Origin of the sequence: Microbacterium sp. MYb54, from assembly GCF_002979515.1 — a bacterium.
GTDB lineage: Bacteria > Actinomycetota > Actinomycetes > Actinomycetales > Microbacteriaceae > Microbacterium.
Genome location: NZ_PCPA01000002.1, coordinates 212570 through 229422, shown reverse-complemented (window position 1 = coordinate 229422; position 16853 = coordinate 212570). Strand labels below are relative to the sequence as shown.

The 16853-nt window shown below is 69.2% G+C and carries 19 protein-coding genes; 11 read left to right on the top strand and 8 right to left on the bottom strand.

The window, feature by feature from the left end; all coding sequences use genetic code 11:
* Positions 1–64: 64 nt before the first annotated feature.
* From CQ040_RS03895 to CQ040_RS03880, 4 genes are all read right to left on the bottom strand, one after another.
* Positions 65–1381 carry a cell wall metabolism sensor histidine kinase WalK gene (locus CQ040_RS03895; RefSeq protein WP_258131437.1) on the bottom strand — a complete coding sequence of 439 codons (1317 nt, stop codon included), beginning with the start codon at positions 1379–1381 and terminating at the stop codon, positions 65–67.
* The gene (locus CQ040_RS03890; RefSeq protein ID WP_105526109.1) at positions 1374–2051 is read right to left on the bottom strand and encodes a response regulator transcription factor; all 678 of its coding nucleotides are present in this window, start codon (positions 2049–2051) and stop codon (positions 1374–1376) included. The genes CQ040_RS03895 and CQ040_RS03890 overlap by 8 nt, the downstream gene beginning before the upstream one ends.
* Positions 2052–2148: 97 nt before the next feature.
* Complete coding sequence (locus CQ040_RS03885) at positions 2149–2682, bottom strand: putative immunity protein (protein WP_105526108.1); 534 nt, start codon at positions 2680–2682, stop codon at positions 2149–2151.
* A 2-nt stretch (positions 2683–2684) separates the two neighbouring features.
* Complete coding sequence (locus CQ040_RS03880) at positions 2685–3119, bottom strand: DUF6194 family protein (RefSeq protein ID WP_258131436.1); 435 nt, start codon at positions 3117–3119, stop codon at positions 2685–2687.
* A gap of 67 nt (positions 3120–3186) precedes the next feature.
* On the opposite strand from CQ040_RS03880, the gene CQ040_RS03875 reads away from it, so the two are divergent.
* Positions 3187–3933 carry a MerR family transcriptional regulator gene (locus CQ040_RS03875; protein ID WP_105526106.1) on the top strand — a complete coding sequence of 249 codons (747 nt, stop codon included), beginning with the start codon at positions 3187–3189 and terminating at the stop codon, positions 3931–3933.
* Here CQ040_RS03875 and CQ040_RS03870 read toward each other — a convergent pair.
* The gene (locus tag CQ040_RS03870; RefSeq protein ID WP_105526105.1) at positions 3917–4666 is read right to left on the bottom strand and encodes a DeoR/GlpR family DNA-binding transcription regulator; all 750 of its coding nucleotides are present in this window, start codon (positions 4664–4666) and stop codon (positions 3917–3919) included. The genes CQ040_RS03875 and CQ040_RS03870 overlap by 17 nt on opposite strands.
* A 54-nt stretch (positions 4667–4720) precedes the next feature.
* On the opposite strand from CQ040_RS03870, the gene CQ040_RS03865 reads away from it, so the two are divergent.
* The 3 genes from CQ040_RS03865 to CQ040_RS03860 are packed head-to-tail and all read left to right on the top strand — an operon-like array spanning position 4721 to position 6650.
* The gene (locus tag CQ040_RS03865; RefSeq protein ID WP_105526104.1) at positions 4721–5086 is read left to right on the top strand and encodes a DUF4406 domain-containing protein; all 366 of its coding nucleotides are present in this window, start codon (positions 4721–4723) and stop codon (positions 5084–5086) included.
* A 9-nt stretch (positions 5087–5095) separates the two neighbouring features.
* Entirely contained in the window at positions 5096–5272 is a 177-nt protein-coding gene (locus tag CQ040_RS20620; RefSeq protein ID WP_028501090.1) for a hypothetical protein, read from the top strand.
* Positions 5273–5324: 52 nt separating this feature from the next.
* Positions 5325–6650 (top strand): hypothetical protein, encoded by a 1326-nt coding sequence (locus CQ040_RS03860; RefSeq protein WP_105526103.1) that lies wholly within the window; start codon positions 5325–5327, stop codon positions 6648–6650.
* An 87-nt stretch (positions 6651–6737) separates the two neighbouring features.
* Here CQ040_RS03860 and CQ040_RS03855 read toward each other — a convergent pair whose 3' ends face one another.
* Positions 6738–8120 (bottom strand): LLM class flavin-dependent oxidoreductase, encoded by a 1383-nt coding sequence (locus CQ040_RS03855; RefSeq protein WP_105526102.1) that lies wholly within the window; start codon positions 8118–8120, stop codon positions 6738–6740.
* Between the two features lie 122 nt (positions 8121–8242).
* On the opposite strand from CQ040_RS03855, the gene CQ040_RS03850 reads away from it, so the two are divergent.
* From CQ040_RS03850 to CQ040_RS03820, 7 genes are all read left to right on the top strand, one after another.
* A complete protein-coding gene (locus CQ040_RS03850; protein ID WP_105526101.1) occupies positions 8243–9685 on the top strand; it encodes an adenosylhomocysteinase in 1443 nt (480 codons plus the stop codon).
* Positions 9682–10977: an amidohydrolase family protein gene (locus tag CQ040_RS03845; protein WP_105526178.1), complete on the top strand. Its 1296-nt coding sequence runs from the start codon at positions 9682–9684 to the stop codon at positions 10975–10977. Before CQ040_RS03850 ends, CQ040_RS03845 begins: the two co-directional genes overlap by 4 nt.
* A gap of 93 nt (positions 10978–11070) precedes the next feature.
* On the top strand, positions 11071–11499 hold the full coding sequence (locus CQ040_RS03840; protein ID WP_105526100.1) for a cupin domain-containing protein: 429 nt from the start codon (positions 11071–11073) through the stop codon (positions 11497–11499).
* Positions 11500–11577: 78 nt separating this feature from the next.
* Positions 11578–12429 carry an ABC transporter substrate-binding protein gene (locus tag CQ040_RS03835; protein ID WP_105526099.1) on the top strand — a complete coding sequence of 284 codons (852 nt, stop codon included), beginning with the start codon at positions 11578–11580 and terminating at the stop codon, positions 12427–12429.
* On the top strand, positions 12426–13292 hold the full coding sequence (locus CQ040_RS03830) for an amino acid ABC transporter permease (RefSeq protein WP_105526098.1): 867 nt from the start codon (positions 12426–12428) through the stop codon (positions 13290–13292). Before CQ040_RS03835 ends, CQ040_RS03830 begins: the two co-directional genes overlap by 4 nt.
* A complete protein-coding gene (locus tag CQ040_RS03825) occupies positions 13289–14026 on the top strand; it encodes an amino acid ABC transporter ATP-binding protein (RefSeq protein WP_105526097.1) in 738 nt (245 codons plus the stop codon). The genes CQ040_RS03830 and CQ040_RS03825 overlap by 4 nt, the downstream gene beginning before the upstream one ends.
* A gap of 131 nt (positions 14027–14157) precedes the next feature.
* Positions 14158–15528, top strand: coding sequence for a heparan-alpha-glucosaminide N-acetyltransferase domain-containing protein (locus CQ040_RS03820; RefSeq protein ID WP_105526096.1), 1371 nt, complete (start codon positions 14158–14160; stop codon positions 15526–15528).
* 62 nt (positions 15529–15590) lie between these two features.
* Here the strand turns inward: CQ040_RS03820 and pnuC are convergent, their stop codons facing one another.
* Together pnuC and CQ040_RS03810 are read right to left on the bottom strand one after the other, a co-directional pair.
* On the bottom strand, positions 15591–16304 hold the full coding sequence (pnuC, locus tag CQ040_RS03815; RefSeq protein WP_105526095.1) for a nicotinamide riboside transporter PnuC: 714 nt from the start codon (positions 16302–16304) through the stop codon (positions 15591–15593).
* A 2-nt stretch (positions 16305–16306) separates the two neighbouring features.
* Positions 16307–16834, bottom strand: a complete 528-nt coding sequence (locus CQ040_RS03810; RefSeq protein ID WP_105526094.1) for a GNAT family N-acetyltransferase — start codon at positions 16832–16834, stop codon at positions 16307–16309.
* Positions 16835–16853: the final 19 nt, after the last annotated feature.

The window sequence follows — 16853 nt, the reverse complement described above, 5'->3', positions numbered from 1 at the left end:
CGCCGGCGCTGAAGCCATCCTGAAGCGTCCTGAAGACCTCTTCAGGAACCGACGATCAGGCCGCTCAGGCAGCGAGGGGCAGGGTGAGGACGAAGCGTGCGCCGCCCCAGCGGGAGTCGTCGACCACGAGGGTTCCGCGGGTCGAGCCGGCGATGCCGCGGGCGATCGCGAGGCCGAGGCCGCTGCCTCCTGCATCGCGGCTGCGGGCCTCGTCGAGCCGGACGAACCGCTCGAAGATGCGCTCCCGCTCCTCGACGGGAACACCGGAACCGTCGTCTTCGACCGTGACGAACACGTAGCCGTCCGCGGGGGTCACCCCGATCGCCACCCGGCCTTGACTGTGGCGGGCGGCATTGTCTGCCAGGTTGCGCACCAGCTGGCCGAGCAGGCGCGGGTCGCCGTGCACCCGTGCGGCATGGATGCCGGAACCGTCGACGTCGAGCCCGGCCGCACGGAGTCGGCGCACCTCGCTGAGCGCGAAGTCGTCGAGGTCGACCGCCTCGTCGAGCGTGCTCGCACCCTCGTCGAGGCGGGCGAGCAGCAGCAGCGATTCGACGATGCCCTGCAGCCGGAGCCCTTCTTCCGAGACGACCTCGGCGAGCTCGCCGATGCTGGTCACCTCGGGGTGAGCCTGGGCGAGCTCCGCGTGCTGACGGATGGTCGCGAGCGGGGAGCGCAGCTCGTGCGAGGCATCGGACACGAATCGGCGTTGTGCGGTGGCGGACGCGTCGAGCCGGTCGAGCATGCCGTTCATGGTGGTCGCGAGTGCGGCGATCTCATCGGCCGTCTCGGGCACCGGCACGCGCTGATGGAGGCGCTCGGCTGTGATGCCGTCGACCTCTTCGCGGATGCGCTCGACCGGGCGGAGTGCGCGGCCGACGACGAGCCAGGTGGTGACGGCGACGAGCAGCAGGAGCAGGGGGACGGCGATGGCGAGCAGCGTCGCGACGGTGGCCAGGGTCTCCGCGTCGTCGTCCATCGATACGGCGAGCACGAGGGTCTGGTCGCCGTCGATGTCTTCCGAGACCACCAGGACCGATTCGCCGTCGACGGTCATCGTCTGCGGATCGTCGTCGACCGGGAGCGGGGTCGATCCCAACTTCTCCCTGGCGTCTTCGCTGGCCGCGCGCACAGATCCGTCCGGTCCGATGATCTGCAGGATCTCGTCGTCGAGCCCCTCGACACCCTTGCTTCCCGGCCCTCCGGCGCGCTCGGCGAACTCCTCCAGGCGCTGCTCCGCTGAACGCTCCGTGCTGTCGTGGATGCTGGCGCTGAGGACGCCGTAGAACGAGAAGGCGCCGACGAGCAGTGCGACGGCCACGACGACGGTCGCCCCGAGCGTGGTCCTGCCGCGCACCGAGCGCCAGCCGCGGCTAGCCACCGTTCGCCGCCAGCCGGTAGCCCGCACCGCGGATGGTCTCGATCGCCTCGCGTCCGAACGGCTTGTCGAGCTTGCGGCGCAGATGCCCGACGTAGACCTCGACGATGTTGGGGTCGCCGTCGAAGTCGTCGTCCCAGACCCCGTCGATGAGGGCGCGCTTGGAGAGCACCTGGCCGCGATGGCGCATCAGATACTCGAGCACCGAGAACTCCCGCGCGGTGAGCGTTATCGGGGTGTCACCGCGCCAGACGCGGTGCGCGGCGGGGTCGAGTCGAAGGTCTCCCGCTTCGAGGATCGCCGGGCGTGCGACGGCCCCGCGGCGCACGAGGGCACGCAGGCGGGCGACGAGGATCGCGAACGAGAACGGCTTGGTGACGTAGTCGTCTGCCCCGGTCTCGAGAGCCTCGACCTGGTCCCACTCGCCGTCCTTCGCGGTGAGCATCAGCACGGGCGTCCAGTTCTCCTCGGCCCTGAGCGCTTCGCACACCTTCCACCCGCTCATGCCCGGCATCATCAGGTCGAGCACGATCGCGTCGTACCGCGTCTCGCGCGCACGCCAGAGTCCGTCGACGCCGTTGTGCGCGACGTCGACGGCGAAGCCCTCGGCCTCGAGCCCGCGGCGCACGCCCTCGGCGAGGCGCACCTCGTCGTCAACCACCAGGATCCGCATTCCACCAGTGTGGCCGGTCGACGCTGAATCCGGGCTGAAGCGGGTGCCTCGCCCCTCCGACTCGAAGGAGTCAGTCGGTGAGGGCTGCTCGAAGGAGTCAGTCGGCGAGGGCCGCCTGGATCTCACGGATCACTTCGCCGAGGGTGCCGGAGGCGAGGAGCCCGGGGCCGAGGGGACCGGCAGCGTCGGTGCCGAGGGATGGCAGGCGCCGGAGCGCGACCACGGCGGCGGGCGAGAGGGCGTCCAGCTGCCAGCGCACCTCGATTGCACGGGCATCCGGAGTGTCAGGATGCGCGAGCCCCGCGGCCTTCGCGGCGTAGGTGGCTGCTCCGAGTGCGTGCGCGCCCATGTGTGCGACTCCTGCGGCCTGGGCTGCCGACCGGGCCGCGGCGACCCCGGCGGGGGAGGTGGCGCTGTGGGCAGCCCGGCCTGCGACGAAGCGGCGACGGATCTCGTCCGCGGCCGTGAGCTCACCGCGTGCGAACGCCCGCGCCCTGGCGATGGCGTCCCGAGCCCGAGCGTCGTCGGGCGCCTCGGCCTCGAACAAGGGCAGCACCCGCTCTGCGCAGTCGGCCGCCCACACCGCGACGGTGCGGCGGTCCGCCTCGGTCATGCCCTGTGGGGTCGTCATGCTCACCGCGCTCGGCGTTCGATGCGTGATCGTGCGGCCTCGTGCGCTTCGCGAAGAAGGGTGAGCACCGCATCCGCCGTGCGCTCCGCAGGGTTGATCACGCACACCCAGCCGGAGGAGCCGTAGAGCGGATGCCGGTGGAACACGTCGGCCGCGGTCGGGTCGGCGTCGGCATCCACGATCGACTCCGTCTGTTCGCGCCCGACGTGGATGTTCACCCGGAAGCGCCCTGGAGTATCCAAGGCGGACGAGGTGTCGTCGGGGTAGTCCTTCGTGATGATCGTCCCGTACGGCTGGGTGCGCTCGGGCATCCGCCCATCGGGTGCGTAGTAGAGGTAGGTGTCTCCCCACGACAGCTCCGGAAAGTCACTGCCGGCTTCGGGTTCGACGACGAAGACGCCGTCGAGCCCGCGGACCGTGTCGATGATCTTCTGCATTTCCATCCTTCAATGGTGAAGCGGAAGTGCTTATGTGGACTTGAGCGCCGAAAAGACAGGGGAGCGGATGCAGAACCCTCAAGTCACGACATTCACGACGGTGCAGCTCGGACGGCTGGTCGGATACTCGACGCAGCAGGTGCGCGACCTCGAGAGGCTCGGCGTCATCCCTGTCGCGGAGCGTGGCGTGAACGGCTATCGCCGGTATCGGATGCCGCACGCCACGGCGCTGCGGGCCTATCGCGCGATGGCGGTCGCGCTCGGACCGGTACCTGCTCGCCGTTTGATGCCCGTATTGACCGGCGCCTCGGTCGAGGATGCCGCCGAGCGGGTCGACGATCTGCATGCGGAGCTCGCCCGCGAGCGCTCCCGAGTGCGCGAGGCGCTGAGGGGGCTCGAGGTCGCCGTGGCCGAGGCCGACGACGTGTTCGCCGCCGACGACGCGATGACCATCGGCGAACTCGCCCAGGCTCTCGGCGTGCGCTCCTCGGCACTGCGCCACTGGGAACGCGAGGGGCTCGTGCATCCGCTGCGTGGCACCGCGTCGACCCGCTCATACGGCTCCGTCGCGATCACCGAGGCGCGAGTCGTAGCCGCCCTTCGCTCCGGCGGTTACGGCATCCCCGCCGTCTCGCGGATCCTCGACGAAGTGCGCACGCACGGTCGGACAGGGGAGGTGCAGCGCATCCTCACTGAGCGCCTGGGCGACCTCACCCGTCGCAGCGTCGCTCTGCTCGGGGCGGCGGGGCACTTGCACGACCTGCTCGCCGATCGCTTCGCGGAGGAGGGGCTTTCCGTCACGCCCGACCGCTGACCTGCCCCATGACATCGCCGATCAGCACGTTCTCGTCGAGCGGGTCGGTGATGATCGCGGTGACGGCGTCGAACGGCAGCACGGGGTAGCGCGAGGCGGCGCCGATCTTCTCCTCGCTGGCGAGCACGAAGGTCTCGGCGCATCGCGAGGCGATCGCCCGTTTCGTGACCGCATCGTCTAGCTCGCCGGTGGTGAGGCCGTGCACGGGGTCGACGCCCGTCACGCCGACGAAGAACATGTCGGCCGCGAGGTGCTGGATCGCCTCCATCGCGAGTCCACCCCCGGCCACCAGAGAGTGCCGGGTGAGCTCGCCGCCGATCATGATCACGCGGGCGTCGGAGTGCTCGGCGACGGCGAGGGCGACGGCGGGACTCGGGGTGATCACCGTGATACCGGCGCCTGAGGGCAGGAGGTGGGCCATGGCGACGGTGGTGGTACCGGCGTCGAGCACGATCGTCGACCCGGGGCGGATGCTCGCGACGGCCTGTCGCGCGACCCTCTCCTTGCTCTCGGTCGCCAGGTCATGCCGCTCCTGCACCGGGCGGTCGGCCGCGGGGACCGGGAGGGCGCCGCCGTACACGCGCAGGAGCTTTCCCTCTTCGGCGAGCTCTCGGAGGTCGCGCCGGATCGCATCTTCCGACACGCCGAGCTCGTCGGCGACGGCTTTGGCCACGACCCGTCCGTCACTGTCGAGAAGGTCGAGCAGGTGGTCTTTGCGCTGAGCGGCGAGCATGTGTTTCCTCACGAAGTTGCACGATTGTGCATGATTCAGATTACAGTCATCCCCATGACAAAACCACTCCTGATCCTGATCGCCGGCCCCTACCGCTCCGGCACCGGCGGCGACCCTGCCCTCATCTCCCAGAACTTGGCCCGTCTCGAGGAGGCATCCGGTCCGATCTTCCGCCTCGGCCACGTGCCGATGATCGGAGAATGGGTCGCGCTTCCGGTTCTGCGAACCGTCGATCCGGAGGCCGCGGCGGAGGGTGACGTCATGTACGAGACGGCCCGCCGACTGCTGCAGCACTGCGACGCCGTACTGCGTCTGCCGGGAGAGTCCTCCGGCGCCGACAAGGACGTCGAGATCGCCCAGCAGCTCGGGCTCCTGGTCTACCGGTCGCTCGACGAGGTGCCCACAGCCTCGACTCCGTAGGCTGGAGGCATGACCAAGAATATCTGGACCATCCTCGGCGTCATCCTCGCCGTCGTGATCGCGTGGTGGATCGTGACCGCGCTGTTCTCGGTGCTCGCCTTCTTCTTCAAGCTCATGATCGTCGCGGTCGTCGCCGTGGTCGTCTATCTCGTGATCCGGGGCCTCTTCAGCCGCAGCGACGACTGACCGGGCATCACCTGATTCCGCGACCGTGGCATGCACACGGCAGGATGAGTGCATGTGGCAAGGAAGGTACACGCTCGACGCGACGCAATGGGGCGTTGGGCATGGCGGATTCAATTCGCAGGCGGTGAATTTCCAGCCGTTGAAGCGCGACGCGACAGAGAAAGTCGGAAACCCGACGAGTCTGCGACTGATCTACGACTGCGGGGCGGGTACAGGAAAGAACCCGCGTGCCACTCTCTCCGGCGCGATCGATCGCATGGTGCGCACCGTGCCGCGTGGCGGGACGGTCGATCTGCTCGCCATCTCACATTTCGACATGGACCACGTCAACGGCCTGGACTTACTCGCCGCGGCGCTGAAGGACCGATCCATTGGCGTCACTCGCGTCTGGGCCCCGATTCTTACCCCGGTCGAAGCGCTCTTCGCGGTCGGTGAGCTCGATGTCGTCGCCGACACCGGGTCCACGGCGTCGACCGAGCGAGACGCCTTCGCATCATTGGCGGCAGACCCCGAAGCAGTGTTCGTCGAACGCTTCCCGGGGGCGACCCTGACACGTGTTTCCCCTTCTCAGGACCCGGTTCCTCCGCCCCGCGCTGACGTGGATTCGGTGGTCGACGGCGTGAACGATGCCTACGACGAGGCGACGACATTTGATTCAAGTGGGTATATCGGACTCATCACGGCGGGGGGAGCGACCCGGACTCAAGATCCGCTCTGGGAGGTCGTGCCGTATGCGACCCGGTCCGCGCTCGAGGGCTCGGCCCAGGTCCGCGTCATCGCTGAAAAGGTCATCGGGAAGCCACTCTCGCAGTGCTCATCGGACGACCTGCGTCGACTTCTGAATGACACGAACCTGACGAAGGCATTCCATGCCGCCGTGCGGAAGCACCACCGCACTCTGCCGGTGAAGGACAGGCCATCCGCGGCACGCACCGGCGCCAACCTCTCGACACTGTGCGTGTATTCCGGTCCGGTCTCGCCCTACCGGTGGGCCCGGTATCGGCGCGGCTGGAAGCCGCTTGTGGTAGATCCGACATCGGTGCCTCGCGCTCCCGGCTGGCTCGGTACCGGCGATGCCGGGCTCCTGAGGCCGGCGCACGTGCAGGCGATGATCGACGTGCTCGGGACAGCACGCCTCGACAGGGTTGGCGTGTCTTCGGCGCCTCACCATGGATCACGGCTGGACTCGAACGGTACGCTCTGGGACGTGATGCCGAACCTTGACCTGGTCACAGTGGAAGCCAGTCATCCGCATGGGTCGATCGGCCGAATCCACCCCCATGTGCAGGTCATCCAAGATCTGGCGAACCGCAACATCAGGGTTGCGATCGCCATCGACAACGCGGACTCGTCCTGGTCTGATACCGGCATCAGATAGGTCTGTGGGGCATCCTTCGAATCGTGCAGCATGCTGTGGAAGCGACCTCCGCAGCCACCAGTTGCTCGATTCGAAAAGTGACAGAGATCACGCCTTGGCGAACGCCCCGACCCGGTACTTCGCGGCGCGGTGCGTGTCCTGCACGCGGTCGCCACGGCCGTGGAGCTTGTTGCGCAGCGTTCCGGGCGCGTACCCCTCGGGGTAGACGCCACGCTCGCGGAGTACCGGGATCACGTGCTCGATGATGTCCTGCCAGGTGCCGGGGGTGACCGCGTAGGCGAGGTTGAAGCCGTCGATGTCGGTCTCCTCCACCCAGGACTGCAGCTCGTCGGCGATCTCGACGCCTGATCCGACGATCGTGGGGCCGAGGCCGCCGATCGCGTTGTGGCGTCCGAAGTCGCCGACGGTCCATTCGCGACCGAGGTCGGCCTCTTCCTTGAGGTGCTGCAGCACCGACTGGATCGCGTTCGACTCGACGTTCCCGACCGGTTCGTCCTCGGCATACTGCGACAGGTCGACGCCCATCCATCCCGACATGAACGTGAGCGCGCCCTCGGGGCTCGCATAAGAGAGGTACTCGGCGTGCTTCGCTGTGGCCTCTTCGCTGGTCGCTGCGGTGATCACGGTGAGCAGCGTGTAGATGCGAGCGTCGTAGCGGTCACGGCCCGCCGCCTCGAGAGCGTCGCGGATGCGCTTGACGGTGCCGGCGAGTACCTCCTTCGAGGGCGCCGCGACGAAGATGGCCTCGGCGTTCTCGGCCGCGAACTTCACCCCGCGCGGGCTCGCGCCGGCCTGGTAGATCACCGGGGTGCGCTGCGGCGACGGCTCGGAGATGTGGATGCCGGGCACGCTGAAGTGCTTGCCCTCATGCCCGATCGGGTGCACCTTGGCCGGGTCGGTGAAGATGCCGCGCTCGCGGTCTTCGACCACGGCGTCGTCTTCCCACGAGCCCTCCCAGAGCTTGTAGAGCACTTCGACGTACTCGTCCGCGTGGTCGTAGCGGTCGTCGTGCGCGAGCTGGTCCTCCTGGCCCATGTTGCGCGCGGCACTGGGCAGGTATCCGGTCACGACGTTCCAGCCGACACGGCCCTGCGTGAGGTGGTCGAGTGTGCTGAGGCGACGGGCGAACGGGTACGGGTGCTCGAACGCGGTGCCGGCCGTGATGCCGAAGCCCAGGTTCTCGGTCACAGCGGCCATCGCGCTCACCAGCAGGATCGGGTCGTTCACGGGCACCTGCGCGCCGTTGCGGATCGCGGCCTCGTTCGTGCCGCCGTAGACGTCGTAGGTGCCGAGCACGTCGGCGATGAAGATGCCGTCGAAGGTCGCGCTCTCCAGCAGCTTCGCCAGATCCGTCCAGTACCCGATGGTGTTGTACTGGCGGGAGCGGTCGTCGGGGTGCCGCCACAGGCCGGACGACTGGTGGGCGACGCAGTTCATGTCGAAGGCGTTGAAGCGGATCTGACGGGTCATGCCCCCCATGAAAGGCGAACGGGGCGGGTGAATCCAGGGTCCCCGAAATGCGCGGACACATTCCGGGTGCGGTACCCCGCGATCTGGCATGCGGCCGCCCCCGCTGGCTCTACCCTTGACTGGTGACCGACGAGACCGCGACAGCCCAGCGTCTGGTGCGCCGCTTCGCCCGCGAGACCAACCTGCTCGTGTCGGGTCGAGACTTCTCGGTGGTCGGGACGGATGCCGTGGCCGATGCGCTGCGTCAACTGCTTCCCGCTCTCGGCGCTCATCTCGGCGATGCGGGTGTCGTGTTCGCGCCGGGGGAGACGCCCGAGATCCTGCTCGATGGTCGCGCGTTGCCCGCGCGCGAGACGGCGGAGGATCGCGTCGACGCCGCAGGCCGGCACATGCCCGTCGCGACCGCTCTCGCGACGCGACTGCGCGAGGCCGGAACGGTGCGTGGAGTGCGGATCGGCATCGCGATGGTGCTCGAGCCGAAGACCGCCCAGCTCGCCCTGCTGCTGCGGGACGCGGGCGCCACGGTCGCCGTCTACGCCCACCCCGACGAGATCGACGTCGAGGTCGCCGAGGTACTGCGTGCCCGGGGCATCCCCGTCGACGGCGACCCCTCGCTCTCCGGTACCGCCGAGCGTGCCGCCGCTGTGTCTTTCCTTCGCCGTGGCTTCGACCTCCTGCTCGACGACGGCTCGCACCTGATCCGCCTCGCCCATGAAGAGGGTCTCGCCGCCGGGCTGCGCGGTGCGGCGGAGGAGACGACGAGCGGGCTCACGCCCCTGCGGCTGATGGAGCGCGAGGGCGTGCTCGGGATTCCGGTCATCGCGGTGAACGACGCCCTGACCAAGACCTCGTTCGACAACCGATACGGCACCGGCCAGTCGTGCGTGTTCGCGATCGCCGATGCTCTGGATGCCGCGGGCATCGACATCCGTGACCACCCCGCGGTCGTGGTCGGCTACGGCCCGGTCGGTGAGGGCGTCGCCGCGCACCTGCGCGCACTCGGCGTGCAGGTCGCGGTCACCGAGACCGATCCCGTCCGCGCGCTGCGGGCCGCGCACGACGGCTACCGCATCGGGCGGCTGCACGATCTCGCTCCCGGAGCGCTCGTCGTCTCGGCCACCGGTGCGCCGCACACGGTCGACGCCGAGGTCCTGCGCACGGCCTCGATCGTCGCGGTCGCGGGTGGTGTCCCGCACGAGATCGATCTGGATGCGTCGACGTTGCGGCCGTATTCGGGACCGCGCGGGGAAGCCTCGCCGTACGTCGAGCGTGCAGGTGACGGCGCGCTCGTGATCGCCCGCGGCGGCTGCGTGAACCTCTCCGCCGGTGAGGGCAACCCGATCGAGATCATGGACCTGTCGTTCTCGGCGCAGGTCTACGCGGTCGAGTACCTGCTCTCGCACGACCTGTCCGCCGGAGTGCATCCGCTTCCTGCCGAGGCCGACACGACGATCGGCACCGCAGCCCTCGCACTTCGGGGCGAGCACATCGACGAGCGCAGCCAGGCCCAGGTCGAGGCGCAACGCGAGTGGCGCTCGCCGCGATTCCGGGGAGCATCCGCATGACCGCCGTGACCGTCTACTCCGCAGGCCTCGTGGTGCCGATCACGGCGCCGCCGATCGTCGATGGCGCGGTGGCCGTCCGCAACGGACGCATCATGCACGTCGGCGAACGCGAATGGGTGCTGCGGTCGCTCTCGGAACGAGGGATCGAGGCGGAAGAGGTGCACTGGCACGGCGTGCTCACCCCTGGACTCGTGAACGCGCACACCCACCTGCAGTACACAGGCATGGCCTCGGTCGGCCGCGGACAGTACGACGGCTTCGACGACTGGGTGCGCGCTTTCGACCCGGTCTACGAGGGTGGACGCGACTGGGCGGCGGATGCGGCCGACGGTGCCGCACAGGCGCTGCGCTCCGGCACGACGGCCGTCGCCGACGTGGTGACCGACCGCGCGGCCGTGACCGCCCTGCACGACGCCCGACTGCACGGAATCACCTACTGGGAGGTGATGAGCTGGACCAACGCCGACTGGGCCCGCACCGGACGCGCGCAGGTCGAGCAGGCCCTCGATGCGCTGCCGACCCCGCCGGGAACCGGCCTGTCGCCGCACGCCCCCTACTCGCTCGACATCGAGCCGCTCCTGGAGATCCCCGACATCGTGCGCGAGCGCGGCGGGCGCATCCACATCCACCTCGGTGAGGCCGCCTTCGAGAGCGAGTTCGCGCACGAGCATCCGCAGGCCTGGCACACCGCGGGTCTCGCCAGCTTCCAGGAACTGCGCAAGGCCGGGTTCGGCACCAGCGCCACCGAGTTCGTCGACCAGCTCGGCGTGCTCGGTCCCGACTGCCACATCGCACATGGCGTGTACATGAGCGCCAGGGATCGCGCGATCCTGCGGGAGCGGCGCACCACGGTGGCGCTCTGCCCCAGATCGAACGCCGTCATCGGACTCGAGGAGCCGCCCATCGCCGCGTACCTGCGCGAAGGCAGCCCGATCGCCGTCGGCACCGACTCGCTGTCATCCAGCCCCTCGCTCGACGTGCTGGCCGACGTGGCGGAGCTCGCCCGCATCGCGCGCTCGCAGGGCTACACCGACCGCGACCTGCATGCCCGCCTGCTCGGTGCCGCGACGCTCGGCGGCGCGCACGCCATGGGGATCGACGTCGGCCCTGAGCGCACCGGCTACCTCGCCGTCGGAGCTCTCGCCGACCTCACGTTCTTCGACGTCCCCGCAGGCCCCGATGCCGTCCCCGAACTCGTCGAGCACGGCGCCGGCCGCACCGCCGCAACGGTCGTGTCCGGCGAGGTCCGCTTCGCGATCGACTCCTTCGACCGTGCAGCGGTCGCCCCGTGAACGTTCCGGTCGCACTTCCTGCCGTCCACGGCACCGGAAGCCGACAGGAAGTGCGACCGGAATGACGTCCGTACCCGAAACCGGAGGTGTCGCATGACACAGCGCCCGACGACCGCCGAGCGGCTCGACCTCGCCCCGCATCCCGAGGGCGGCTGGTTCCGCCGCACCTGGACGAGCCCCTTGCCCGTCGAGACGCCGAACGGTCCGAGGCCGGCGGCCACCTGCATCCACTACCTCCTGCTGCCGTCGGAGAAGAGCGAATGGCACGTCGTGACCAGCGACGAGCTGTGGCTGTGGCACGGACCGGGACGGCTCGAGCTCAGCCTCGGCGGAGACGGCGCGGAACCGGGCGAAGCGACCACCGTGGTGCTCGGCCCCGGTGAGGCCGCGCAGGTGCTCGTGCCCGCCGGCGTCTGGCAGGCGGCGCGGCCGCTCGACGCCGACGAGGTGCTGGTGTCGTGCTTCGTGTCCCCAGGTTTCGACTTCGCCGATTGGCGACTCGCCGAATCGCCTACTCTGTAGAGGCAGACCCGTCTCTGCAGAAGCAGACCCGTCCTGCCTCGCCGTCTTCTCCATACCCTTCCTCGCTCTGGAGTCACCGTGCCCTTCGCTCCCTCCCTCCGCCGCGCAGCCGCCGTCGCCGCCGCTGCCGCAGCCATCGCCATCACCCTCTCCGCGTGCAGCTCGCCGTCCGCCGACTCCGGCAGCGGAGACGGCTCGGGCCTTCCGACCGTGACCGAGGGCAAGCTCACGATCGCCACGGGTGAGCCCAACTACGAGCCGTGGTTCGTCGACGACGACCCCTCCAACGGCGAGGGCTTCGAGGGCGCGGTCGCGAACGCCGTCGCCGAGCAGCTCGGCTACAAGGCCGACGACATCGTCTGGGTGCGCACCACCTTCGACGGCGCCATCGCACCGGGCCCGAAGGACTGGGACATCAACCTGCAGCAGTTCTCCATCACGGATGACCGCAAGAAGGCCGTCGACTTCTCGTCGCCGTACTACACGACCACGCAGGCCGTCGTCGCGGTCGGCGACTCGCCCGCGGCATCGGCGACCACCATCGACGAGCTCAAGGCCACCAAGGTCGGCGTCGCCAGTGGCACCACCAGCTACACGGTCGCCAAGGCCCAGCTCGGCGAGGCCAACCTCAACGTCTTCAACTCGGTCGACGACGTCGTGCTCGCGCTCAAGGGCGGCCAGATCGACGCCATGATCACCGACCTCCCCGGTGCGTTCTACGTCGTGGGCGCCCAGCTCGACGACGGCGCGGTCACCGGACAGTTCGCCGACGCGAACGGCGGAGACGACTTCGGCATCGTGCTGCCCAAGGGCTCTGCCCTCACAGCCGATGTCACCAAGGCCGTCGACACCCTTCGCGACAACGGCACGCTCGACGAGCTTCAGCAGAAGTGGCTCAGCGACGCGGTCGACGTCCCCGTCCTGAAATGACCTCACAGTCCGTCGACGCGGAGTGGCAGCCGAGCGAGCTCGAGCTGTCGCGCCGCGTTCTGCGGCGTCGGGCCACCACGCGATCGGTCCTGATCGCGCTCGGCAGCAGCGTCGCCCTCGCGGTCGTGCTGATCGTCGTCGTGGTCAACACCCCCGGCTGGGCGATCGTCAGCCAGACGTTCTTCGACCCGCAGGTCGCGCTCGAGAGCATCGGGCCGATCTTCCAGGGGCTGCTCGTCAACCTCCTGGTGCTCGCCATCGCCGTGGTCTGCGTCGCGATCCTCGGCACGCTCCTGGCCACCATGCGCTCGCTGCGCGGACCGGTGTTCTTCCCGCTGCGCGCGCTCGCTGCGGCGTACACCGACTTCTTCCGCGGCATCCCGCTGCTGATCGTGCTCTACCTCGTCGGCTTCGGCATCCCGGCGCTGATGATCTTCCCACGCATGCCTCCGATGTTCTGGGGCACGATCGCGCTGGTCCTCACCTACTCCGCGTACGTGGCCGAGGTGCTCCGCGCCGGCATGGAGGCGGTGCATCCGTCGCAGCGCATCGCGGCGCGCTCGCTCGGACTCACCCACGGTCAGACCCTCCGGATCGTCGTGATCCCGCAGGGCGTGCGCAAGGTCGTCCCCGCCCTCATGAACGACTTCGTGTCGATGCAGAAAGACGTCGGGCTGATCTCCGTCCTCGGTGCGATCGATGCGGTCCGCGCCGCTCAGCTGATGGTCGCCGAGACCTACAACTTCACGCCCTACGTCGTCGCAGGGCTGATGTTCATCATCCTCAGCTGGCCGATGATCCGGCTGACCGACGTCGTCACCGCGCGTCTGAACAAGCGCGAGCAGGCCGGAGGAGTCGTATGAGCGTCCCCGTGATCGAGGCCAGGGGAGTGCGCAAGCGCTTCGGCGACCACGACGTGCTGCGCGGCATCGACCTCGCGGTCGGCACGCACGAGGTGGTCGTGCTCATCGGCGCATCCGGCTCCGGCAAGTCGACGCTCCTCAAGACCATGAACCTCATCGAGGGGATCGACGACGGGCAGATCTTCTTGTCCGGCGAGGACATCACCGACCCGCGGGTGGACGCGGATGCCGTGCGCGCCCGGATCGGGGTCGTGTTCCAGCACTTCAACCTGTTCCCGCATCTCACCGTGCTCGACAACGTCACGCTCGCGGCGGTTCGCGTGCACGGCATGCGCAAGACGGAGGCCCGCGCCAAGGCGCGCGAGCTCCTCGAGACGCTCGGGCTCGGCGCCAAGGCCTCCGAGTACCCCGACCGGCTCTCGGGGGGACAGCAGCAGCGCGTGGCGATCGTTCGCGCGGTGCTCACACAGCCGGAGGTGCTGCTGCTCGACGAGATCACCAGTGCGCTCGACCCGCAGCTGGTCGGCGAGGTTCTCGACCTCGTGCGCGACCTGAAGCACCAGGGCGCGACGATCGTGATGGCCACGCACGAGATGTCGTTCGCGCGCGAGGTCGCCGACCGCATCGTGTTCCTCGAACATGGTGTCGTCGTCGAGCAGGGGCCGCCGTCTCAGGTGTTCGATGCCCCGCAGCAGGCCGCGACCGCGGAGTTCCTCGCGCGCGTGCAGCATTGACCCGCGCCAGGAACCGCACGTAGCCGACACTCATCCGCTCGATGGATCGAAGCGGTACTGAGGGTGGATGCGCGCCCTCCGAGGCGCGTGCTGAGCTTGAGGTCTCCGCCGATTCCTCGAGAGGTCCCCACGTGAGCACGCCCCACATCATCCCGTCTTCCGCCGCGCCGCCGGCCGACGCCTCCGCGGCAGGCTCCGGCGACCGCCCGCGCCGCGACGAAGGCGCCCGCACGGGCAGGCGCCGCATCGTCGGCGTGGACGTAGCCCGCGGACTCGCACTGGTCGGCATGTTCGGTGCGCACCTGATGGTCGCGAGCGGTCCCGAGCTCACCCTGTCCGACCCGTCGACGTGGCTGGATATCGTCAACGGGCGCTCCTCGATCCTGTTCGCCCTGCTGGCCGGGGTCTCGCTCGCGCTGATGACGGGCGGCGCCCGCAACGCGACGCCGGACGAGCTCCGCAAGATCCGGTTGCGCCTGGTCGGCCGCGGGGCGGCGATCTTCGTGATCGGGCTCGTGGTCGAACTGCTGGGCTCGGGTATCGCCGTGATCCTCACGCTCTACGGCGTGCTCTACATCCTCGCGGCGTTCACGGTGCACCTGCGCACCAGGGTGCTGGTGATCGCGGGGGCGGCGCTCGGCATCCTCGGTCCTCCCCTGCTCGCCCTGATCGGCACACTCTCGCCGGACCTGGGCGGCCCTGGCCTGTCGCTCGTGCTGTTCGGCACCTACCCGATCACGGTCTGGGCTGCGCTGCTCTGCGCGGGTCTTGTCATCGGACGCCTCGACCTGACCCGGGTGAAGACGGCGGTCGTCATGCTCGTCTGCGGAGGCCTGATCGCGGTCGGCGGTTACGCACTGGGTGCGCTCCTCACGCCGCCGCAGGACTTCGCGACGTCGAGCTCAGCTCCCGGCTCGAGTTCGGGTTCGAGTCCGAGCTCGATGAGCATGATCCCGGGTGACGAGGTCGACGTCTCCGGGCTGACGTGCCAGCAGAGCGACGGGATCGTCGCCTGCTTCCCGCCGGAGAAGGCTTCACTGTTCACGGGCGACGGCGGCGTCGTCGAAGAGGGGCAGTCGTACTTCGATCGTGTGGCCTCGCAGGACCCGCCCGCGAAGATGCTCGAAGCGGTCATCAGTGCCTCAGCCCATTCCGGCGGCGTGCTGGAGGTCCTGGCATCCGGCGGATTCGCGGTGGCCGTCCTCGGGCTGTGCCTGCTGGTGACCCGCTATGCGCGGTGGGTCGTTCTCCCGCTGGCCGCCTACGGTGCGGTTCCGCTCACCGGCTACGTCGTCCAGGCGATCCTCATCCTGGCGGGAGCGGCTACCTGGCTCCCGAACCCGGTGCTGCCGTGGATCGCGCTGTCGCTGCTCATGATGGCCGGCGCGCTCATCTGGACGCGCACGGTCGGCAAGGGGCCGCTCGAACGGCTCACCGCACGGGCGGCCGACGCCATGGCGCTGACCTCGAAGGCGACCATCACGGGGAAGCACCGGGGCTGAGAACGGCCTCGTGTCGAGGAGGGGCGACATCGAGGCGGAGGGGGATGCCGGGGGAGGGAAGCTCAGGCGAGCTCTTCCTCCTCCGGCCGTCGGGGGCTCGGATCGGGCGGCAGGATCTCGATCGGATGCGCGGCGGTGCGCTGCGCCCGCCACCAGATCACGAAGCCGATCGCGGTGAAGACGCCGTAGAAGACGTACATGAAGCCGGTGGCGTAGTAGCCCGAGCTGAACAGCAGCGGCACCCCGACCACGTCGACGGCGATCCAGATCAGCCAGAACTCGGTCCAGCCCTTGGCCATGCCGTAGGTGGCGAGCAGGGATCCGACGAACGTCCAGGCGTCGGCCCACACCGGCTCCCACGATCCCAGCAGGCGGAACAGCGGAGTCAGGGCGACCGTGCCGACGATCATCACCAGCACCATGCCGATTCGAGCGCTCGTCGGCGCCCAGCGGGGGACCACCCGTCCGCCGTCGAGATTGCGCCAGCGGATCCAGCCGTAGATCGCCACGGCGATGAACATGATCTGCCGCCCGGCTTGCCCGAGCAGGTGCGGCAGCGACGGGTCGGGGCTGAGGGCGGAGCCCAGGAAGACCGTGAGCAGCAGCAGGTTGCCGATGATGCCGACCGGCCACGCCCAGATCTTCCGGCGCATGCCGCCGAGCGCGCTGGCGAGGCCGAACGCGTTGCCCACGACCTCTCGCACGAGGAGGGTCTGCCCGCCCGGCAGAACCCACTGCGAGTTGAAGGCGTCGACGAACCACTGCAGCAGGCCCATCGTCAGGTCCCCGCGTCGGGTGCGGTGCGGTCGTCGAGCACGAGTTGGAGCATGCTCAGATCGAGCCAGCGCCCGAACTTGGCCCCGACCTGCGGCATGCGTCCGACCTCGACGAACCCCAAGCGCTCGTGCAGAGCGATGGAGGCGGCGTTCTCACTCTCGATCCCCGCGATCATCACGTGCATCCCCGCAGCGCCGGCGCGTTCGACGAGCGCGGCCATCAGAGCGGTGCCGATGCCTCGGCCGTGCTGGCCGCCGAGGACGTAGACGGAATGCTCGACCGTGAGTCGGTACCCGCTGTGCGGCCGCCACTGGGCGTATGACGCGTAGCCCAGCACGCCCGAGTCGTCGACCGCGACGATGACCGGGTAGCCGCGGGCGGTGCGATCGGCGAGCCAGGCGGCACGATCGGCGAGGTCGACGGCCTCTTCATTCCAGATCGCGGTGGTGTGCACCACGGCATGGTTGTGGATCGCGGTGATCGTGTCGAGATCGGCTGTCTCGGCATCCCTGATTCGCACGGCTGTCATCGGCGGACGGTCTCTCTTC